This is a genomic window from Variovorax sp. DXTD-1 (genome assembly GCF_003984625.1).
Lineage (GTDB): Bacteria > Pseudomonadota > Gammaproteobacteria > Burkholderiales > Burkholderiaceae_C > Variovorax.
On the sequence record NZ_RWKH01000037.1, the window covers coordinates 1 to 20,422 of the forward strand.

The following is a 20,422-nucleotide window of genomic DNA, read 5'->3' on the forward strand; positions in this document are numbered from 1 at the left end:
TTCGAGGGTTTCCTTCGAGTACTCGGGTGCCAGCGCGTCGAGGGCGTAGGGCAGGGGTGGGAGGGTGTGTTCCATGGTGGGTCTTTCCTTTCGGGTTTTGAAAACAGTCGGAATCAAGGCGCGTTTCTGGGGCTCACCTGGTAGGCGCAGCGCCGCGCGCCCGCAAGCACATGCTCGACGCGGCTCACGCTCGCGTCGGTTCCCAGCACTTCTTCGAAGAGCTGCAGTTCGCTGCGGCAAAAGCCCGTGCAGGCCCGCGCCGCGGTGCAGATGGGGCAATGGTTCTCGATGAAGAGAAAGCCCTCGCCCTCGGGCCGGAACTCGGCCATGTAGCCTTCGCGGCTGCGGATCTCGGCGAGCCGTTCGAGCTTCGTCTTCAGGCTGCGCGCGCCCAGCATCGCCTCGCGATAGTTGGCGCGCATGGCTTCTTCGCGCGCGCCGATGAGCTGGTCCATGCCCTTCTCTCCGAACACGGTGATCACGGCGCTGATCATCTGCACCGTCATCTCGGCATGCGTGTCGGGAAAGCGTGCGTGCCCGGCGCCCGTCAGCCGCCATATCTGCGTCGGCCTGCCGCGGCCCGCCGGCCGGCTTTCGGCGTCGACCAGCCCATCGGACTGCAGCTTGACCATCTGCTGGCGCACCGCCTCCACCGTCACGTCGAGCACCTTGGCAATGTCGGGAATGCCGAGCGCGCCGCGGGTCTTGAGCGTGGACAGGATGCGGTCCGCCGGCTGGTGCGGCGTCCAGGCGGGCTTCAGGTCGAGGGGGCGGGTGGTCATCCTTTTTATTTCACAGGTCTGGCTTTGATTATTGAATGACTGTGCATTCGCTGTCGAGCGCCTTGCGAAAGGCGGGACGTCTTTACGGTTTCTTTATGCGGCCCCGTCGACTCTGTTCCCCGTTTTTACGGGCGCCTGCCGAGACTCGATGCCTTGGTTTCGCTGCAGGAGCAATGAATGGATTTCGTCTGGATGGGCGCCTTGCTGGCGCTGTGGGCCGCATTGGCGGCCATGGCCTTCGGGCTGAACCGGCTCGAAGGGCCGGGCGCCATGAATGCGTCGAATGAGCTGAACACGGGCGAAGGAGAGCGGCCATGATCAGCCTCGAAGCGCTCTACGGCTTCGGCGCATTGATTGCCGTCGTCCTCTTCGCCTACCTGGTGTTCGCGCTGATCTGCGCGGAGGAGTTCTGAAATGACCGCCTCCGCCTGGACTTTGCTGGCCCTCTTTCTCGCAGTACTGGTGCTGCTGGCATGGCCGGTCGGCAAGTTTCTTGCCGCGCTGTGCGACGGGCGCCTGCCGCGCTGGATGCAGCGCATCGAGGCGCCGCTCTACAAGCTCGCGGGCACGACGCCCGAGCAATCGATGCACTGGCTGCGCTATGCGTTCGCGCTGCTGGCCTTCAATGCCGTTGGCGCGATCTTTCTCTACGCGCTGCAGCGCCTGCAGGGCTGGCTGCCGCTCAACCCGGCGGGCATGGGGGCCGTATCGCCCGACTCGGCTTTCAACACCGCGGTGAGCTTTGTCTCCAACACCAACTGGCAGGGCTACGGCGGTGAATCGACGATGAGCTATCTCACGCAGATGCTCGGGCTCACGGTGCAGAACTTCTTCTCGGCCGCCACCGGCATTGCGGTGGCCTTTGCGCTGGTGCGCGGATTTGCGCGCCGGGGCGACGGCAAGAGCCGTGGCCTGGTCGGCAACTTCTGGGCCGACATCACGCGCATCACCTTGTGGCTGCTGGTGCCGCTGTCGTTCGTGCTGGCGGTGGCCTTCGCGGGGCAGGGCGTGATCCAGAACTTCGACGCCTACAAGGCCGTGCAAACGGTAGAGGCCACTGCCGGCATGCAGCCGCAAACGCAGACGCTCGCCATGGGCCCTGTCGCGTCGCAGGAGGCCATCAAGATGATCGGCACCAACGGCGGCGGCTTTTTCAACGCCAACTCGGCGCATCCGTATGAAAACCCGACCGCCCTCAGCAACCTGCTGCAGGTGATCGCGATCTTTCTGATTCCGGCGGCGCTGTGCTTCGCATTCGGCCGCGTGGTCGGCGACATGCGGCAAGGGTGGGCCGTGCTTGCGGCAATGACGGTGATGTTCGTCATTGCCGTGGTGGCCGTCATTTCCGCCGAACATGCCGGCAATCCGCTGCTCGCTTCGCTGGGGGTCGACCAGGCGGCGAGCGCGCTGCAAAGCGGCGGCAACATGGAAGGCAAGGAGGTGCGCTTCGGCATCGACGCATCGGCGCTCTTCGCGGCCGTGACCACCGCGGCGTCGTGCGGCGCGGTCAATGCCATGCATGACTCCTTCACACCGCTTGGCGGCATGGTGCCCATGGTGCTGATGCAGCTGGGCGAGGTGGTGTTCGGCGGCGTGGGCAGCGGCCTCTACGGCATGCTGATCTTCGCCATGCTCGCGGTGTTCATCGCGGGGCTGATGATCGGCCGGACGCCCGAGTACCTCGGAAAGAAGATCGAGGTGCGCGAGATGAAGCTGATCTCCATCGCCATCCTGGTCACGCCCGTGCTGGTGCTGGCCGGTACGGCAGTGGCGGTGATGACGGGCGCGGGCAAGGCCGGCATCGCGAACCCCGGTGCGCACGGCTTCTCCGAAATCCTTTACGCGCTGAGCTCGGCCGCCAACAACAACGGCAGCGCCTTCGCGGGCTTGTCCGCCAACACGCCGTTCTACAACGGCCTGCTCGGGCTTGCGATGTGGCTCGGCCGCTTCGCGATGATCGTGCCGGTGCTGGCCATTGCCGGTTCGCTCGCGGCCAAGCAGCGCCTGCCCGTCACCGGTGGCACGCTGCCCACGCACGGCCCGCTGTTCGTCTCGTTGCTGATCGGCACCGTGCTGCTGGTCGGCTTGCTCAACTACGTGCCGGCACTGGCCCTTGGGCCGGTGGTCGAACACCTCGTGCTCTGGAAATGAAGGAGCGCACCATGACTGCCAATACAAAAACCTCTCTCTCGCTGCTCGACGCTGCGCTGGTGAAGCCTGCGCTGTGGGGCGCCTTCGCCAAGCTGGATCCGCGCACGCAGTGGCGCAACCCGGTGATGTTCATCGTGTACATCGGAAGCATCCTCACCACGCTGCTCTGGGTGCATTCGCTGAGCTTTCCGGGCGACACCGGCATGAAGCCCGCGTTTGTGCTGGCCATTACCGTGTGGCTGTGGTTCACCGTGCTGTTCGCGAACTTTGCCGAAGCACTGGCCGAGGGCCGCAGCAAGGCGCAGGCCGCTTCGCTGCGCGGTCTTCGCAAGGACACCTGGGCCAAGAAGCTGGCCGAACCCCATCACGGTGGCCAGTGGCTCCCTGAGCAGGCGCCCAACCTGCGCAAGGGCGACGTTGTGCTGGTCGAGACCGGCGACGTGATCCCGCTCGACGGCGAGGTGATCGAAGGCGTGGCCTCGGTCGACGAAAGCGCCATCACCGGCGAATCGGCGCCCGTGGTGCGCGAATCGGGCGGCGACTTCTCGGCCGTGACCGGCGGCACGCGCGTGCTGTCCGACTGGCTGGTGGTGCGTATCTCGGTCAACCCAGGCGAATCGTTCCTCGACCGCATGATCGGCATGGTCGAAGCCGCCAAGCGCCACAAGACGCCCAACGAGATTGCGCTCACCATCCTGCTGGTGGCGCTCACGCTCGTGTTCCTGATGGTCACGGTCACGCTGCTGCCGTTCTCGGTGTTCAGCGTGGAGGCGGCGGGCGCCGGCACCGTGGTGTCGCTCACCGCGCTGGTGGCGCTGCTGGTGTGCCTGATTCCCACCACCATCGGCGGCCTGCTCTCGGCCGTGGGCGTGGCCGGCATGAGCCGCATGATGCAGGCCAACGTCATCGCCACCTCGGGCCGCGCCGTGGAAGCGGCCGGTGACGTCGACGTGCTGTTGCTCGACAAGACCGGCACCATCACGCACGGCAACCGCCAGGCGAGCGCGTTCCTGCCTGCGCCGGGCGTGACCAAGGCTCGCCTGGCCCGTGCCGCGATGGTCGCCTCGCTGGCGGACGAAACACCGGAGGGCCGCAGCATCGTCGAACTGGCGCGCCGCGACGGACTCGAAGCCACGGCCGCGGAAGGTGCACGCTTCGTGCAGTTCACCGCGCAGACCCGCATGAGCGGCGCCGATTTGCCGGCTGCTCCCAACAGCCTCGATTCCGACGTCGTGCTGCTGCGCAAGGGCGCCGTCGACGCGATCCGCCGGCATGTCGAATCGCTGGGCGGCAGCGTGCCGGCCGAGATGTTGCGCGCCGCCGAGGAAACCGCGCGCCGCGGCAGCACGCCGCTGGCCGTGTCCGAAGGCAACCGCGTGCTCGGCGTGGTCGAGCTCAGGGACATCGTCAAGACTGGCATCAAGGAGCGCTTTGCCGAGCTACGCCGCATGGGCATCAAGACGGTGATGATCACCGGCGACAACAAGCTCACTGCGGCGGCCATCGCGGCCGAGGCGGGCGTGGACGACTTCCTCGCCGAAGCCACGCCGGAGGACAAGCTGGCGCTGATCCGCAAGTACCAGGCCGAAGGCCGGCTCGTCGCGATGACCGGTGACGGCACCAACGACGCCCCCGCGCTTGCGCAGGCCGACGTGGCCGTGGCCATGGGCAGCGGCACGCAGGCCGCCAAGGAGGCCGGCAACATGGTCGACCTGGATTCGAACCCGACCAAGCTGCTGGAGGTGGTGGAGACCGGCAAGGCGCTGCTCATGACGCGCGGTTCGCTCACCACCTTCTCCATCGCCAACGACGTGGCGAAGTACTTCGCGATCATTCCGGCCATCTTCGTCTCGACCTATCCGCAATTGGGCGCGCTCAATGTGATGCGCCTCGCGAGCCCGTCATCGGCCATCTTGTCGGCGGTGGTCTTCAACGCGCTGGTCATCGTGTTCCTGATTCCGCTCGCGCTCAAGGGCGTGCGCTACCGGCCGGTGGGTGCGGCCGCGCTGTTGCGCCGCAATTTGGCCATCTACGGGCTTGGCGGCCTGCTCGTTCCCTTCATCGGCATCAAGTTGATCGACTGGCTGCTCGTGGCCGTCCATCTCGTCTGAGGAGTTCTTCATCATGAACAACATCGTTCGTCCCGCGCTCGTGCTCTTCACGCTCCTGAGCGTGCTCACCGGCCTGGTCTACCCATTGGCCGTGACTGGCGCCGCCAAGGCGCTGTTTCCGTCGCAGGCCGCGGGCAGCCTGGCCGTGCAGGGCGGAACCGTCGTGGGCTCCAGTCTCATCGGCCAGAACTTCAGCGACCCGAAGCACTTCTGGGGCCGGCCCTCGGCCACCGCGCCGCAGCCCTACAACGCCAGTGCTTCGGGCGGCTCGAACCTCGGCCCGCTCAATCCGGCGCTGGCCGACGCGGTCAAGGCCCGTGTCGAAGCCCTTCGCGCCGCGGACCCGGGCAACACCGCGCCGGTGCCGGTCGACCTTGTCACGGCTTCGGCCAGCGGACTCGATCCCGACATCAGCCCCGCCGCAGCGCAGTACCAGGCGGCCCGCGTCGCGCGCGTGCGCGGGGTGCCGGTCGAACAGATCAATGCGCTGATCGAAAAGAACACGCAAGGCGCACTCTGGGGTGTGCTTGGCGAATCTCGCGTCAACGTTCTCGCACTGAATCTCGCGCTCGATGCTTCGATGCGCTGAGGAGAAAAACCATGGCCTATGCCGCTTACCGTGAACACCCCGGCACGTTGCGAATGCACGCGCCCGTGACCGCCACGGGCTCGTTCCACGTGCTCGACGTCACCGTCTGCTGCGCCGACGCGCTGCGTGTGCGCGGCAGCATCGCGGGCTGCCCCGATGCGGGCGTGGTGCGCTGCGAGCCGTTGCTGCACGCCGTCTGCTCGCAAGAGAGCGATGCGCCCTGCGTGCGCCTGATGGTCCGCCTGCCCATCACGAGCTACGCCGAGGTGCTGCACCGCCTGATCGAGTGCGTGCCCTCGGGCGAGATCGGCCGGCTCGTGAGCTGGCGCGAGCACCTGGCCCGCTGCGGCCTGCGCGATGGTCACTGACCTTTTCCACATACTGCTGGCGCTCGTGGCGCTCATCATGCCGCTGGGCTTTGCCTGGTGGGTGCTCCCGCGCACGGCGCGGCGGCACGAGACCAGGCGCCGCAAGCGCGGCCCGATGCGCTAACCTGCGCAGCCATCCATGCCCGACACCCGCCCCGACCCCGACGCCCTGCTTGCGCAATTGCGCAACGACGAGGCGCGTGCGCTTCGCGGCAAGCTGCGCATCTACTTCGGTGCCAGCGCGGGCGTGGGCAAGACCTGGGCGATGCTGAGCGCCGCCCAGCGCGAGCGCCCCGCGGGGCGCGACGTGCTCATCGGCGTGGTCGAAACCCACGGCCGCAGCGAAACCGCCGCGCTGCTCGCGGGGCTCGACACCCTGCCGATGCGCGAACTGGACTACCGCGGCCGCACGCTCGCCGAGTTCGATCTCGACGCTGCCCTCGCGCGCAAGCCCGCCGTGCTGCTGGTCGACGAACTCGCCCACACCAACGCGCCCGGCTCGCGCCACGCCAAGCGCTGGCAGGACGTGCAGGAGCTGCTGGCCGCCGGCATCGAGGTGTGGTCGGCGCTCAACGTGCAGCACCTGGAGAGCCTCAACGGCACCGTCGGCGCGATCACCGGCGTGCGCGTGCATGAGACGGTGCCCGACACCGTGCTCGACGAGGCCGACGAGGTGGTGCTGGTCGACGTCACGCCCGACGAGCTCACGGCGCGGCTCGCGGCCGGCAAGGTGTACCTGCCGCAGCAGGCCGAACGCGCCGCGCAGAACTTCTTCCGCAAGGGCAACCTGATTGCGCTGCGCGAAATTGCGCTGCGCCGCACCGCCGAGCATGTGGAAGACGATGTGCGCGGCTGGCGGGTCGAGCAGTCTGGCGCGGCCGGCCGCAATGGAAAAGATGGAAATGGCGGCGCGCTGCAGGCCTGGAACACCTCGGGGGCGATCCTCGCGTGCGTCGGGCCGCACGAAGGCGCCGCGCAGACGGTGCGCACCGCGGCGCGGCTTGCGGGGCAGCTGAACGTGCGCTGGCACGCGGCCTACGTCGAGACGCCGCGGCTGCAGCGCCTGGCCGCCGAAGAGCGCGACCGCATTCTCGCGGTGCTCAAGCTCGCCGAGGAACTGGGTGCGGCCACCGCGGTGCTCACCGGTTCCGACGTGGCCGAGCAACTTTCCGAGCAGGCCCGCAGGCTCAACTGCGCCACGCTCGTGATGGGGCGTTCGGAGACCGCGAGCGGCTGGCGCCGCTGGTTGCCCGCCGCGGCGGTGCCGCTGCCGCGCGCGCTGGCGCAACGCGCGCCCGCGCTCGACATCATGGAGGTCGGCCGCGTCGACAGCGCGCGCCGCCTGGGGCGCACGCCGTTCAACATACCGCGTGCCGATAACGACGATCACGAGAACGCGCCCATCCACTGGCCCGGCTACGCCTGGGCCACGGCCACCAGCGTGGCGCTCACGCTGGCCTGCACGCCGCTGGCCGGCGTGCTCGAACTCGCGAACATCGTGATGCTGTTCCTGCTAGGCGTGGTCGGGGTCGCGATGCGCTTCGGGCGAGGCCCCTCTGCGCTGGCGGCGCTGCTCAACGTCGCGGCCTTCGACTATTTCTTCGTGCCGCCGCAGCTTTCGTTTGCGGTGAGCGACGTGCAGTACGTGCTGACCTTCGCGATCATGCTGGGCGTCGGGCTGCTGGTGGGGCAACTCACTGCGGGGCTGCGCTTTGCGGCCGGCATATCGACCAGCCGCGAACGGCGTGCGCGCTCGCTGTTCGAGCTCACGCGCGAGCTCTCGGCAGCGCTGGAGAGCACACAGGTTGTCACGCTCGGTGCGGCCGCCGTGCAGGGCCACTTCGGCGGCCATGCGCTGGTGCTGGTGACGGACCCGGCCGACCAGTTGGTGCTGCCGAAGGAGCCGCCCGAGGGTTTCGATGCACAGGTGGCCGACTGGGCCTTTCGCCACGGCCAGCCCGCGGGCCTTGCGACCGCCACGCTGGCAGCGCAGCCGTGGCACTACGTGCCGCTGCAGGCGCCGATGCGCGTGCGCGGCGTGCTCGCGCTGTCGCCCGCGCAGCCGCGCTGGCTGCTGATTCCGGAGCAGGCGCAGCAGCTCGAAACGCTCGCGCGGCAGATCGCGATCGCGCTGGAGCGCGTGCACTACGTCGAAGTGGCGCAGCAGGCCGTGGTCGAGATGGAGTCGGAGCGTTTGCGCAATGCGCTGCTCGGCGCGATCTCGCACGACGTGCGTACGCCGCTCACCGCGCTGATCGCGCTGGCCGAATCTCTGCAGACGCTGCCGCCCGAGGAGCACGGCAACGCGGCGCGTGCCATCGTCGCGCAGGCGCACGAGCTGCATGCGCTGGTCAACAACCTGCTGGACATGGCGCGTCTGGAAAGCGGCATCGCCGGGGGTGCGGTGAACCTGCGGCGCGACTGGCAATCGGTCGAGGAGGTCGTGGGCTCGTCCATCCGTGCGGCGCGCACGTCGCTGGGCGGCGCCGTCGTGCAGACTGCGCTCGATGCGGAGCTGCCGCTGGTCGAATTCGACGCGGTGCTGATCGAGCGCGTGCTCGTCAACCTGCTGGAGAACGCCACCAAGTACGGCGCCCCGCCCATCGTCGTGGGCGCGCGCGCCGAGCCCGGCACGCTGGTGCTCACGGTGCGCGACCACGGCCCCGGCCTGCCCGCCGCGTTGCTGGGTCGTGAGCAGAAGCTGTTCGACAAGTTCACGCGCGGTGAGTCCGAATCGGCCACGCCGGGCGTGGGGCTGGGCCTTGCGATCTGCCGCGCGGTGGTGAGCGCGCATGGCGGCGAGATCACGGCGGCCAATGCGCTGGGCGGCGGTGCAGAATTCACCGTTACCCTGCCACGCCGCGAGCCGCCCGAACCGGCCGAAGCGCAACTCTGAAGCCATGCCATCCCCCACCGCCATCGTGATCGAAGACGAGCCGCAGATCCGCCGCTTTGTGCGCGGCGCGCTCGAGGCCGAGGGCTGGCTGGTGCATGAGGCCGGCACGCTGCGCGACGGCCTGGCTGCGGCCGGCACGCGTCAGCCCGACCTGCTGGTGCTCGACCTCGGCCTGCCCGACGGCGACGGCGTGTCGTTGATTTGCGATGTGCGCGGTTGGTCGGCGGTGCCGATCATCGTGCTTTCTGCCCGCTCCGACGAGGCCGACAAGATCGCCGCGCTCGATGCGGGCGCCGACGACTACATCACCAAGCCCTTCGGCACCGGCGAACTGCTGGCACGCGTGCGCGCCAACCTGCGCCGCCCGCGTGCGGCGGGCGGCAGCGAAGAACCGGCCGAAGCGGTCTTCCGCTTCGGCGAGATCGAACTGGACCGCGCCGCGCGTATCGTGCGCCGTGCCGGGGCCGAAGTGCACCTGACGCCTACCGAGTACCGGCTGCTGTCCGTGCTGGTTGCCAACGCAGGCCGCGTGCTCACGCAGCGCCAGCTGCTGCGCGAAGTGTGGGGGCCGTCGCACACGGACCAGAGCCACTACTTGCGCATCTATATGGGGCATCTGCGGCAGAAGCTGGAGGCGGACCCGGCGCAGCCTCGGCATCTGCTGACGGAGACTGCGGTGGGGTATCGGTTGGTGGTTTAGCCGGTGAGGGCCGCGGCATTCACGTCACCGCTGACCGCAAGAAGAAATCAGGCAGCGATGCCCTTGTTCGGATTCAACAGGAACTTCTCCCCCGTAGCCTGCTTGCCATACACCCCAATCGCATCCAGCTGCAGCGTCTCGAACAACGAAACCTCCCGCGTGTAGTGGCTCGCAAAGGTGGTCTTCAACTCCGCGACCACCCGCGCCTTCAACCGCTGCACCCCCTCATCCCCCAGCTTCTGCAAGAACGGAAACAGCAGCCACCCGCCCATGCCCCACGCCATGCCGAAGTTGCGCACAAACTCCGTCGGCGAGCGGTCGAGGCCGCCGTAGATGTAGACCTGCTTGTGCGTGGTCGAGCCGTAGCGGCTGTATTCCTTGGCGGTGCGGTTCAGCGCCGCTTCCATGCAGCCGAGGATCTGCCCCGCGAGCTTGCCGCCGCCGGTGGCGTCGAAGGCCAGCGTGGCGCCTGTTTCGACCAGGGCCTGCGTCAGGTCTTCAAGAAAGCTGGGCGATGTCGCGTTGCACACGTACTTTGCGCCGATGCCGCGCAGCAGCGCCTCCTGTTCGGGCTTGCGCACGATGTTGACCAGGTCGATGCCGTCCTTCTGGCAAATCTTGTTGAGCATCTGCCCCAGGTTGGATGCCGCGGCCGTGTGCACCAGCGCCTTGTGGCCCTCACGCCGCATCGTCTCGACCATGCCGAGCGAGGTGAGCGGGTTCACGAAGCACGATGCGCCTTCGGCCGGGGCGGTGCCTGCGGGCAGCTCGAGGCACTGGACGGCTGCCACGGCGCGGTATTGCGAATACATGGCACCGCCGATCGCGGCCACCGTCTTGCCGAGCAGCGCCTGCGCCGCGGCCGACGAACCGGCCTTCACCACCACGCCGGCGCCTTCGTTGCCGACCGGCATCGACTGGTCCAGCCGCCCGGCCATCATGGGCATGCCGCGCTCGGGCACGGTGGCCGTCACGATCGGCCGCTCCGGCGTGCCGGAGACCTTGGCGGTGCTCATGTCGGCCGCGCCGAACAGCAGGCCCAGGTCCGACGGGTTCATGGGCGACGCCTCGACGCGGATCACCACTTCGTGCGGCTGCGGTTCGGGCACCGGCTCGTCGTGCAGCGAGAGTTCGAGTTCGCCGTTCGCGCGGATGAGCGAGCGCAGTTGCAGTGCCATGATGAGCCCCTTGCGACCCCGGAGAAGGGTCTGTTCGAAGGTGGCCCCAAGGCCACGGGGCGGCCAGTATAGAAGCGGCCCGCGAAGTCTGCAGGCGCCTTCAGGACACCGCGGGAATCACCGGCGCGTGGTCCAGCGCATGGCGCATCTTCTCTGGAGCGTGCCGAGCGGATCGGCCCAGTGCCCCGGGCACGGCACGGCGTGCGCCGCGGCACTGTCGTCGCGGTCCTTGCGTTTTGCGCGCTTCATGCTCATTTCGCGCGCCGCCAGTGCCGCGTCACCAGGATCAGCAAGGCCACCGCCAGGCCGCCCCAGTAGTCGACCGGCGCGCCCCAGACCCAGTGCTTGTGCCAGAACGCATCGACCGGATTGAAGCGTGCCCAGCCGAAGGCCGGGTTGATGATGAACCACAGGAAGTCTTCGCAGATCCAGAACACGATCAAGCCCGCAACGGCCAGGCCCACGTCGCGCCAGGTCCAGCGCCCATTGAAGGCCAAGGGCGCAAAGAACACCAGTGCCATGAAGGTGAACACCCAGGCGTGATAGCCGGTCATCGCGCGCCCGCCCCAGAAGATGTCGAGCCAGATGTTGTTCTCGATGCGCCAGGTGGGCAGCGACGTGGCCCAGCCCGCGCCGCCTTCGATCTGGATTTCGGCATTCGCAAAAAAGAAGGCCATCACGACCACCCAGGCCAGGTAGCCGATGGTGCGGGCCACGCCCGTTTTCTCCGTGGCGCCGCTCATGCTGCTTCACCCAAGACGCGCTGCAGCACCGTGGCCGCCGCGCGCGGCTTGCCGAGCGCGCGGCTGCGGCGGGCCATGTCGGCCAGCTTGGCGGGGTCGGCCATCAGCCGCGCCACCTTGTAGTCGAGGCCGATCGCGTCGTAGGCGAGCCAGGCCGCGCCTTCTTCCATGAGAAAGCCGGCGTTGTGCTCTTCCTGGCCCGGAATCGGCGATATCAGCAGCATCGGCTTGCCGAGCGCGAGGCACTCCGACACCGTGAGCCCGCCCGGCTTGGTCACCACCAGGTCGGCCGCGGCCATGAGCTTGTGCATCTCATTCGTGAAGCCGATGGCCACCACGCGGCCGGGATGGCGGGCGGCCACCGCCTGGAGCCTGACGTGCGCCTCGGCATTGCGGCCCGCCACGGCAATGACCTGGAAGCCGCTGTCGCCGCCGAGCTGAAGCACGCGTTCGACCATGCTCGGCAGGTCTCCGACACCCGCACCGCCCGAGGCCATCAGCAGCACGGGCCGCGCGGGGTCGAGGCCGAGCGCCGCGGCGCAGGCATCGCGCGCGAGCGCCGGTGCATCGGGTTCCGAGAAAGCCGGCATGACGGGAATGCCCGTTACGTGAATGCGTTCGGCGGGAATGCCGCGCGCCCGCAGCCTGAAGGCCACCTCTTCCGTGGCGGCCAGGTAGCCCGCCATGCCCGGCACCAGCCACATGTTGTGCAGGTCGTAGTCGGTGATCTGCAGCCACACCGGAAAGTCGATGCGTCCACGGTTGCGCTCGCGCATCAGCAGTTCGGCCGGCAGAAAGTGGGTGCAGATCACGGCGTCGGGCTTCTCGCGGCGAATCTCGCGCACCAGGGCCCCGGTGCTCAGCCGCTCGATGCCCCGCCGCAGCCGCTGCGAGGGCGCGTGGTGCGGCGTGGCGTCGGCGCGCTGGTGCAGGTAAGACCACAGCTCCGGCGCGCGGTTCACGAGCTGGATGTACCAGTCGGTGTACACCTTGCGGAAACCGCCGGCCACGTGTGCCATGGCATCGATGTGGACCGCCGTGTGCGGCGGGGCCGATTGCATGGCGGCTTCGAGGGCTTGCGCTGCGCGCACATGGCCGTTGCCGGCGCTCACACTGAGGATCAGGATTTTTGTCATTCGGGTCCGGGGCCGTCGGCGGGCCATTGGCGCGCATTATCCCCATGCAATGCGACACATCCCGCCGACACCGACCATGGGCGAAAATGCGGGCATGACTGACGCTCCCGCCGCACCTGTACGACTCAACAAACGCATGGCCGAGCTGGGCCTGTGCTCGCGCCGCGAGGCCGATGAGTGGATTGCCAACGGCTGGGTGAAGGTGAACGGCAAGCCGGCCGAAATGGGCGTGAAGGTCACGCCGTCCGACCGCATCGAGGTGGACAAGGCCGCCAAGGGCCAGCAGGCGAACCAGGTCACCATCCTGATCAACAAGCCCATCGGCTACGTGAGCGGCCAGGCCGAGGACGGCCACGAGCCCGCGGTGACGCTCTTCACGCCGCAGAACCGCTGGGCCGAAGACAACGCGCGCTTCTTCTTCAGCCCCCAGCAGCTGCGCGGCCTTGCGCCGTGCGGCCGGCTCGACATCGATTCGATCGGCCTCCTGGTCATGACGCAGGACGGGCGCATCGCGCGCCAGCTGATCGGCGAAGACTCGGTGATGGAGAAGGAATACCTGGTGCGCGTGGCCTACCACGGCCTGGGCCAGCCCGCGCCCCCCGGGCAGCTGGTGCGCATGGACGACGACGATCCCGTCACGACCAATGTGCAGGCGGTCTTCCCGCCGGCCATGCTCGCCAAACTGCGCCACGGCTTGAGCCTGGACGGCCAGCCGCTCAAGCCAGCGCGCGTCGAATGGCAGAACCCCGAGCAGCTGCGCTTCGTGCTCACCGAGGGCAAGAAGCGCCAGATCCGCCGCATGTGCGAGCTGGTCGGCCTGAAGGTGGTGGGCCTGAAGCGCGTGCGCATCGGCAAGGTGATGCTCGGCAACCTGCCCGTGGGGCAGTGGCGCTACCTCGGCCCGCACGAGAAGTTCTGAGTTCTTGCCAATGGCCGTGGTGCTGAGCCAGCGCGCGCTGAACCGGGCCACCCTGGCGCGGCAGATGCTGCTGGAGCGGCGCAGGGCGACCGTCACGCAAGCCATCGAAAAGCTCGCGGGCCTGCAGGCGCAGGCGCCCAACCCGCCTTACATCGGCCTGTGGAGCCGGCTCGAGGGCTTTCGGCGCGAACAGCTGACCGAGGCTCTGAAGAAGCGGCGCATCGTGCGCATGTCGACGATGCGCGCGACCCTGCACCTGATGGCCGCATCCGACGCGCTGGCCTGGCGGCCGCTGCTCGAGCCAGTGCATCAGCGCGGATTGCGAGGCAGCAGCCACGCGCGGGCGCTCGAAGGCATCGACCACGCGGCCGTGGTGAAGGCCGGGTGGGCGTTGCTGCGCGAAGGCCCGCTTGCCAGTGCCGAACTCGGGCAGGCACTCGCGCTGCAATGGAAAGGTCGTGAGCCCGCTTCGCTCGCAGCACTCATCCGCAACAACGTACCGCTGGTGCACCTGCCTCCGGCGGGCAGTTGGAACTCGCACCAGAGCGCACAACTGCAGCCCATCGCAGAGTGGCTCGGCGAATCCGCCGCCGATGTGGCGCCCGCCACGCAGGACGACCTGCTGCTGCGCTACCTGGCGGCCTTCGGCCCCGCCACGCTCGCCGATGCGGGTGCATGGTCGGGCCTCACGGGCTGGAGGGCCGTGGCCGAGCGCTTGGGGCCGCAGCTGCGCGTGTTCGCCGGCGAGCAGGGCCGGGAACTGTTCGACCTGCCGCGCGCGCCACGGCCCGACCCCGACACGCCCGCGCCGCCGCGCCTGGTCGCCGAATGGGACAACCTGCTGCTCTCGCACGCCGACCGCAGCCGCGTGATGAGCGAGGCGCACCGTGCCCGGGTGTTCACCGTCAACGGCATCGTGCGCGGCACGGTGCTGCTCGACGGCTTCGTCGCCGGCATCTGGAAGATCGAGCGTGCGAAAAACGCGGCCACGGTGGTGCTGGAGCCCTTCACGCGATGGTCGAAGGCCGAGCGGCTCGGCGCGCAGGAAGAGGCGATGCGCCTGCTGGCCTTTGCAGCGGACACCGAAGGCGAGCGGCACGAGGTACGCGTGCTGTAACCCTTTGCCAGTGCAGCGTTGACAGGCCCTAAGACTCGCCTAAGACTCCGCCCCTACGCTGCGCCACGGCGCAAGGCACTGCCGGTCATCCCGATCGCGTGCCACCTTGCCGCCCAAGGAGTCGACACGATGCGTGTGCTGCTGGTGGAAGACGACGAGATGATCGGGCGCAGCCTGAAGCAGGCGCTCGAGGGTGCGGGCTGGTCGGCCGACTGGGTGCGCGACGGCGAACTGGCGCAAAGCGCGCTCGGCGACGGCGGCTACACCTGCGTGCTGCTCGACCTGGGCCTGCCTCGGCAGGACGGCACCGAGGTGCTGCGGCGCGCACGCGAACGCGGCGATGCCACGCCGGTGCTGGTGCTCACCGCGCGCGACGGGCTGGACGACCGCATCCACAGCCTCGACCTTGGCGCGGACGACTACCTGCGCAAGCCATTCGAATTCCGCGAGCTGCTGGCGCGCATGCGGGCGGTGGTGCGCCGGCGTGATGGCGCCGCGCATTCGCTGATTGGCGGCAATGCGATGCAGCTCGATCTGACCACGCGCGAGGTGGTGATCCACGGCACGCGCGAGGCGCTCACGGCCCGCGAATTTGCATTGCTGCACGCATTGCTCGAGCGGCCCGGCGCCATCCTCTCGCGCGAGCAGCTCGAAAACCGCATCTATGGCTGGGGCGAGGAAGTGACCAGCAACGCCATCGACGTGCTGATCCACGGCATGCGCCGCAAGCTCGGCGCGGAATCGATCCGCAACGTGCGCGGGTTGGGATGGCGCGTCGTCGCATGAGCGCAATGCCGGGCCGCTGGTGGCGTCCCCGCTCGCTGCGCTCGCAGCTGCTGTTCTGGCTCATCACGCTGCACGTGGCCGCGGCCGCGCTCACGGCGTGGTTCACCTTCGTGGCATATGGCGACCTGGTGCACAACGCGCTGGACGAGCAGATGCGTCTCGTGGCCGATTCCCATGCGGGCACCGATCCGCCTCGCGCTCCGCGCCCGCTCGACGGCGAAGCCGCCTTTGCACGCGGCGCCTTCGTGGTGCAGATATGGAGCGCCGATGGCCGCACGCTGCTTTCAAGCTCCTGGCCGCCACTGGCTGCGGTGCCCCTGCAGCCGCGACCGGGATTCAGCGACGCGAGCACCGGCGCGCACACGCATTCGCGCTGGCGCGTGTTCACCGCCGAACCCGGCCCGCGCGCCGACCAGCCGCGCGTGCAGGTGTTGCAGAACGAAGACTACCGGCGGCGCCGGGCACTGCGCCGCGCGCTGCTCGAAGGCCTGCCCATCGCGCTGCTGCTGCCGCTGGCCTTGCTGATTCTCTGGCTCATCGTGTCGGCGGCCTCGCGGTCGCTGCGAGCGGTGGCGCGCGACGTGGCCTCGCAGGACGAGCGCAGCCTCACCGATCTTTCGCTGGCCCGCGTGCCGGACGAGATCGCGCCGCTGGTGCAGGCCTTCAACCACCTGCTCTCGCGCGTGCGCAGTGCCTTTGCCACGCAACGCCGCTTCGTGCAAGACGCGGCGCACGAACTGCGCACGCCCATGGCTGCCATCGGCCTGCAGATCGAGAACCTGCGTGCGCACGTGCCCGCCGGCGAGGCCACCGAGCGCTTCAACCAGCTCGAAGCCGGCGTCACGCGCGCGCAGCACCTCATCGAGCAGTTGCTGAGCCTCTCGCGGCAAGACGCACCGGGCCGCCCCGTGCCGGGCGAGCCGGTCGACATCGAAGCCCTGCTGCGCGAAAGCGTGAGCCAGTTGATGGTGCTGGCCGATGCGCGCCGCGTGGACATCGGCTTCGAAGGATCGATTGCGCCCGTGGTGCGGGCGCCGGCCGCCGAGCTGCGCAGCGTGTTCGACAACCTGATCGACAACGCGCTGCGCTATGCGCCCGAAGGCGGCGTGGTCGATGTGCGGCTGCATGAGGTTGGCGGCCACGCGGTGGTCGACGTGCTGGACGACGGGCCGGGCATTCCCGACTCTTCGATCGGCCGTGTGTTCGACCGCTTCTTTCGCGTGCCGGGCGCGCCTGCGGGCGGCAGCGGGCTGGGGCTGGCCATTGCGCGCACGGCGGCCGAGCGGCACGGCTTGCGCATCGAGCTGTGCAACCGTGCCGAAGCGGAAGGGGGTGGCTCGGGACTGATGGCGCGAGTGCATCTTCCGTCGCCGCCGACGGCCCCGCTCATTGCCAGCTAATTCATTGCTCAGCGCCAGCTCAGTGCGGCTGCCTAGAGTGCGTTCAGGCCCTGCCACGCGCAGTTCGCGCGATGGCACGCGGCCGGGGACAACCGCCATTCAGGAGCACACACATGCGCACTTCCTTCAAGCTTCTTGCCCTTGGTTCCTTTGCCGCGTTTGCGGCGCTGGGTGCCGTTCATGCGTCGGCCGAAACGACCGACGGCTCGGACTACCATCCGTTGCAGATGAATTCGCCCGAGAACCCCGACGTGCTTGCGGGTGCAATGGCTGCCGCGCGGCCTGGCGGAACCGAGTCCATCGGCCAATCGACCAGCGCCCCGGCCATGAACTCGACGATCCCGGTGTCCGATGTAGAGGCCGGCGCGTATGCGGCCTCTCATGCGAGCGGAACCGAATCGATCGGCCAGTCGACCTCGCTGCCGCTGGTGCAGTCGGCCAGCGGCAGCTGATAAACGTCAGTCGTCGTTGTTGCTGAGCAGCGCGCGGTAGATCACCGCGCCGATGATCGCGCCCACGATGGGTGCGAGCCAGAACAGCCACAGTTCCGACACCGCATACGACGGGCCGAACAGCGCCGGGCCCGTGCTGCGCGCCGGGTTGACCGAGGTGTTGGTCACCGGAATGGAGATCAGGTGAATCAGCGTGAGGCACAGGCCGATGGCCAGGCCCGCGAAGCCACCGGCTGCGCGCTTGGCGGTGGAGCCGAGGATCACGATCAGGAACACGGCGGTCAGCACCACTTCGCACACCAGCGCGGCGGTCATGCCGTACTTGCCGGGCGAGTGCTCGCCGAAGCCGTTGGTGGCGAAGCCGCCGATGTCGGCACCGGGCTTGCCGGTGGCAATCAGGTAGAGCACGCCGGCCGCTGCAATGGCGCCCAGCACTTGCGCAACGATGTAGCCCGCGAGCTGCGAAGCCTTGAAGCGGCCCGCGGCCGCGAGGCCGATCGAGACGGCGGGGTTGAAGTGGCCGCCGGAGATGGGGCCGAGTGCATAGGCGCCGGTCACCACCGTGAGGCCGAACGCCAGCGAGACGCCCAGAAAGCCGATGCCGAGGCCCGGAAAGGCCGCGGCCAGAACGGCACTACCGCAGCCGCCGAACGTGAGCCAAAAAGTACCAATGAACTCGGCCGACCACTTTTTGTAAGTGCTATGTTCCATGTTGTTCCATCCTCAAGTTGTTAGAAAAAATGCGTGGCCTGAGCCATGGCGCGGGCGGATTCTAGGAATGGAAACAACAAGCGTCACGCATGTTGTTGCATCTATCGGAACCTGTTCACAAATCAGCGATCTTTTGTTTCTGACACGCGTTTCGCAACAGGCTAGCGGGGCGTCTCAGAGCGTGACCACGATCTTTCCGAAGGCGCCGCGCGCGAGGTGGTCGAGCGCATCGGGCAATGCATCGAACGCGTAGCGCGCCGCAATCACGGGCTTGAGGGCATTCACATCGACGGCGCGCACCAGGTCTTCGAGGGCGCGGCGGTGGCCCACGCCAATGCCTTGCACCGTGGTGCGGCCGAGCACCATGGCATAGAACGAAGCGCTCAGCGTCTCGCCGCCGAGCATGCCGATGATCGATACGCGCCCGCCTTGCGCAGCGGCCTGCAGGGAGCGATCGAGGTTCGGACCGCTCGAGAGTTCGAGCACATGGTCGGCGCCGCGGCCTTGCGTGAGGCGGCGCACTTCGGCGGGCCAGTCGCTGTCTCGCATCAGCACGTGGGTGGCGCCGAGGGCAAGCGTCTGCGCGCGCTTGTCTTCGCTGCCCGAGATCACGATGGTGCGCGCGCCATGCAGCCGCGCAATCTGCAGCCCGAACAGCGCCACGCCGCCCGTGCCATGGATGAGCACGGTCTGGCCGGGCCGCAGCGCCCCCGTTTCGGCCAAGGCGAACCATGCCGTAAGGCCGGCGCAGGGGAGCGTGCTCGCTTCGGCGAAGTCCAGCGTGGCCGGCGCGGCCACGGCCCAGGCGGCGTCGAGGAGAACGTGCGAAGCCAGCATGCCCGGTCCGGGCCCGCCGGCCAGCACTGCATCGGCCGTCCACTGGCCGTCGATCCATCCGCCCCAGAAAGTGTTGACCACGCGGTCGCCAATGGCAAACCGCCGCACGTCCGCGCCCGCGGCAACCACGGTGCCGGCCATGTCGGAGGCGGGCGTGAAAGGCATGTCGAACTTCATGCCCATGCCGTCGCGCACCATCAGGAGGTCGCGGTAGTTGAGCGACACCGCACCCACCCGCATGAGGATCTGGCCCGGCCCGGGCGTGGGGAGCGGCCGCTCGACCTGTTCGAGGTGCTCGTTGCCAAAAGAAGAGAGTTGCCAGCGGCGAAGCGCTTGAGGTTCCTGCATGAAAAGACTCCACATAAAACAAAGAGCTGTTCATGCTATTGGCGATTCGATCTATCCAGTGGTGGATAATTTTCAACTCCATGGCGCCTGAAAGTCTCCAATGAGTCAACGTCTCCAAGGCATAGAAGAATTTGTCGCGGCCGTGGAGGCCGGCAGCTTCGCGCTCGCTGCGCAGCGGCTGCACGTCACGCGCTCCGCTGTGGCCAAGAGCATTGCGCGGCTTGAGGCGCGGCTGGGCACGCGGCTCTTTTTGCGCACCACGCGCAGCCAGAGCCTCACCGAAGAAGGCCACGGCTACTACGAGCGCTGCCGCCGTGCGCTGGCCGAGCTCGACGCCGCCGAGGCCATGGCCGATGCCGCGCGCTGCACCGCGACCGGGCTGGTGCGCCTCAGCATGCCCGCGATGCTCGGGCGACTGAAGGTCGGCCCGCTGCTGCTCGCGCTCGCGCGTCGGCATCCGGAACTTTCGCTGGAGCTTTCATTCAACGACCGGCGCGTGGACCTGGCCGAGGAGGGTCTCGACCTTGCCATTCGCAGCGGTGGGCTGCCCGATACCGCCGACCTGGTGGCCCGGCCGGTCGGCGTGCAGTGGATGGTGCTGTGCGCCGCGCCGGCCTATCTGGCGGCGCACGAGCGCCCGGCAAGCGTGGCCGAGCTGGCGGCTCCGTCGTCGCACGAGGCGGTGTTCTATGCCCGCGACGGGCAGATCTGGCCCTGGCGCTTTCACGATGCCGAAGGCCGGCTCGTCGAGGTGGTGCTGCCTTCGCGGCTGCGCTGCGACAGTGCCGAGGTGCTGCTCGAAGCCGCCATTGGCGGCATGGGCCTGTCGCGGCTGCCGGCGTGGCTCGCCGCCGAAGCGCTGGCCGCGGGAACGCTGGTGCGCGTGTTCGAGGAGCCGAGGCCTTTCGGCTTCGAGCTCAACGTCATCCGTCACAAAAGCCGCTACCTGCCGCACAAGACGCGGGTGGTGATCGACTGGCTCGCGGAGCATCTGCCGCCGCTGCTGGCGGCCCGCTGAGCGGCTTTGCCCGCTATCCTGCGGCTTTGCTGCCATTCCATTCATTTGCCGGAGAACGCATGCGCCCTTTTGCCATCAGGAACGTCGCAGGCCTTGCCGCATGCGCGGGCTTCCTGGCGCCAGTACGTGCTGGGCCCCACCTGGCAAGAAACGCGGCCTATTGTTTTTCGGGGCGCCAGC

The 20,422-nt window shown here is 68.4% G+C and carries 22 protein-coding genes and 1 pseudogene; 15 read left to right on the forward strand and 8 right to left on the reverse strand.

The genetic code is table 11. From position 1 onward, the window contains the following. Nucleotides 1-75, reverse strand: a pseudogene (locus EJI00_RS24195) (superoxide dismutase [Fe]); the annotation flags it as partial. Nucleotides 76-113: 38 nt separating this feature from the next. After that, complete coding sequence (locus tag EJI00_RS24200) at nt 114-782, reverse strand: helix-turn-helix transcriptional regulator (protein ID WP_126750021.1); 669 nt, start codon at nt 780-782, stop codon at nt 114-116. A gap of 177 nt (nt 783-959) precedes the next feature. Here EJI00_RS24200 and EJI00_RS25175 point away from each other — a divergent pair, with 177 nt between their 5' ends. The 9 genes from EJI00_RS25175 to kdpE are packed head-to-tail and all read left to right on the forward strand — an operon-like array spanning nt 960 to nt 9,597. Continuing rightward, complete coding sequence (locus EJI00_RS25175) at nt 960-1,100, forward strand: hypothetical protein (protein ID WP_185868204.1); 141 nt, start codon at nt 960-962, stop codon at nt 1,098-1,100. Continuing rightward, nucleotides 1,097-1,195: a K(+)-transporting ATPase subunit F gene (kdpF, locus tag EJI00_RS24205; protein WP_041943086.1), complete on the forward strand. Its 99-nt coding sequence runs from the start codon at nt 1,097-1,099 to the stop codon at nt 1,193-1,195. Before EJI00_RS25175 ends, kdpF begins: the two co-directional genes overlap by 4 nt. A 1-nt stretch (nt 1,196) precedes the next feature. Then, a complete protein-coding gene (gene kdpA / locus EJI00_RS24210; RefSeq protein ID WP_126750022.1) occupies nt 1,197-2,933 on the forward strand; it encodes a potassium-transporting ATPase subunit KdpA in 1,737 nt (578 codons plus the stop codon). 11 nt (nt 2,934-2,944) lie between these two features. Continuing rightward, on the forward strand, nt 2,945-5,044 hold the full coding sequence (gene kdpB, locus EJI00_RS24215; protein ID WP_126750023.1) for a potassium-transporting ATPase subunit KdpB: 2,100 nt from the start codon (nt 2,945-2,947) through the stop codon (nt 5,042-5,044). A gap of 13 nt (nt 5,045-5,057) precedes the next feature. After that, nucleotides 5,058-5,633 (forward strand): potassium-transporting ATPase subunit KdpC, encoded by a 576-nt coding sequence (kdpC, locus tag EJI00_RS24220; protein ID WP_126750024.1) that lies wholly within the window; start codon nt 5,058-5,060, stop codon nt 5,631-5,633. Nucleotides 5,634-5,644: 11 nt separating this feature from the next. Then, nucleotides 5,645-6,001, forward strand: a complete 357-nt coding sequence (locus EJI00_RS24225) for a hypothetical protein (RefSeq protein ID WP_126750025.1) — start codon at nt 5,645-5,647, stop codon at nt 5,999-6,001. Further along, nucleotides 5,991-6,125 carry a hypothetical protein gene (locus EJI00_RS25520; protein WP_260590840.1) on the forward strand — a complete coding sequence of 45 codons (135 nt, stop codon included), beginning with the start codon at nt 5,991-5,993 and terminating at the stop codon, nt 6,123-6,125. The genes EJI00_RS24225 and EJI00_RS25520 overlap by 11 nt, the downstream gene beginning before the upstream one ends. Nucleotides 6,126-6,140: 15 nt before the next feature. Next, nucleotides 6,141-8,897: a DUF4118 domain-containing protein gene (locus EJI00_RS24230; protein WP_126750026.1), complete on the forward strand. Its 2,757-nt coding sequence runs from the start codon at nt 6,141-6,143 to the stop codon at nt 8,895-8,897. A 4-nt stretch (nt 8,898-8,901) separates the two neighbouring features. After that, entirely contained in the window at nt 8,902-9,597 is a 696-nt protein-coding gene (gene kdpE / locus EJI00_RS24235; protein WP_126750027.1) for a two-component system response regulator KdpE, read from the forward strand. A gap of 47 nt (nt 9,598-9,644) precedes the next feature. On the opposite strand, the gene EJI00_RS24240 is transcribed toward kdpE, so the two are convergent. From EJI00_RS24240 to EJI00_RS24250, 4 genes are all read right to left on the reverse strand, one after another. After that, complete coding sequence (locus EJI00_RS24240; RefSeq protein ID WP_126750028.1) at nt 9,645-10,775, reverse strand: zinc-binding dehydrogenase; 1,131 nt, start codon at nt 10,773-10,775, stop codon at nt 9,645-9,647. A 117-nt stretch (nt 10,776-10,892) separates the two neighbouring features. Beyond that, entirely contained in the window at nt 10,893-11,024 is a 132-nt protein-coding gene (locus EJI00_RS25525) for a hypothetical protein (RefSeq protein ID WP_260590841.1), read from the reverse strand. Nucleotides 11,025-11,026: 2 nt separating this feature from the next. Beyond that, the gene (locus EJI00_RS24245) at nt 11,027-11,518 is read right to left on the reverse strand and encodes a hypothetical protein (RefSeq protein WP_126750029.1); all 492 of its coding nucleotides are present in this window, start codon (nt 11,516-11,518) and stop codon (nt 11,027-11,029) included. Beyond that, entirely contained in the window at nt 11,515-12,654 is a 1,140-nt protein-coding gene (locus tag EJI00_RS24250; RefSeq protein ID WP_126750030.1) for an MGDG synthase family glycosyltransferase, read from the reverse strand. Before EJI00_RS24250 ends, EJI00_RS24245 begins: the two co-directional genes overlap by 4 nt. 94 nt (nt 12,655-12,748) lie before the next feature. Between EJI00_RS24250 and EJI00_RS24255 the strand changes: the two genes are divergently transcribed. The 5 genes from EJI00_RS24255 (at nt 12,749) to EJI00_RS24275 (ending at nt 17,328) form a co-directional block, all read left to right on the forward strand. Continuing rightward, on the forward strand, nt 12,749-13,573 hold the full coding sequence (locus EJI00_RS24255) for a pseudouridine synthase (RefSeq protein ID WP_126750031.1): 825 nt from the start codon (nt 12,749-12,751) through the stop codon (nt 13,571-13,573). A gap of 10 nt (nt 13,574-13,583) precedes the next feature. Beyond that, nucleotides 13,584-14,690, forward strand: a complete 1,107-nt coding sequence (locus tag EJI00_RS24260) for a winged helix DNA-binding domain-containing protein (protein ID WP_126750032.1) — start codon at nt 13,584-13,586, stop codon at nt 14,688-14,690. A gap of 129 nt (nt 14,691-14,819) precedes the next feature. Then, nucleotides 14,820-15,476, forward strand: a complete 657-nt coding sequence (locus EJI00_RS24265; protein WP_126750033.1) for a response regulator transcription factor — start codon at nt 14,820-14,822, stop codon at nt 15,474-15,476. Further along, nucleotides 15,473-16,876, forward strand: a complete 1,404-nt coding sequence (locus EJI00_RS24270; protein ID WP_126750034.1) for a sensor histidine kinase — start codon at nt 15,473-15,475, stop codon at nt 16,874-16,876. Before EJI00_RS24265 ends, EJI00_RS24270 begins: the two co-directional genes overlap by 4 nt. A gap of 113 nt (nt 16,877-16,989) precedes the next feature. Then, a complete protein-coding gene (locus EJI00_RS24275; RefSeq protein WP_126750035.1) occupies nt 16,990-17,328 on the forward strand; it encodes a hypothetical protein in 339 nt (112 codons plus the stop codon). Nucleotides 17,329-17,334: 6 nt separating this feature from the next. Here EJI00_RS24275 and aqpZ read toward each other — a convergent pair whose 3' ends face one another. Further along, entirely contained in the window at nt 17,335-18,039 is a 705-nt protein-coding gene (aqpZ, locus tag EJI00_RS24280; RefSeq protein ID WP_126750036.1) for an aquaporin Z, read from the reverse strand. A 174-nt stretch (nt 18,040-18,213) separates the two neighbouring features. Next, entirely contained in the window at nt 18,214-19,224 is a 1,011-nt protein-coding gene (locus EJI00_RS24285; RefSeq protein ID WP_126750037.1) for a zinc-dependent alcohol dehydrogenase family protein, read from the reverse strand. 100 nt (nt 19,225-19,324) lie between these two features. Between EJI00_RS24285 and EJI00_RS24290 the strand changes: the two genes are divergently transcribed. Next, nucleotides 19,325-20,242, forward strand: a complete 918-nt coding sequence (locus EJI00_RS24290) for a LysR family transcriptional regulator (RefSeq protein WP_126750038.1) — start codon at nt 19,325-19,327, stop codon at nt 20,240-20,242. The last annotated feature ends 180 nt before the right edge of the window (nt 20,243-20,422 follow it).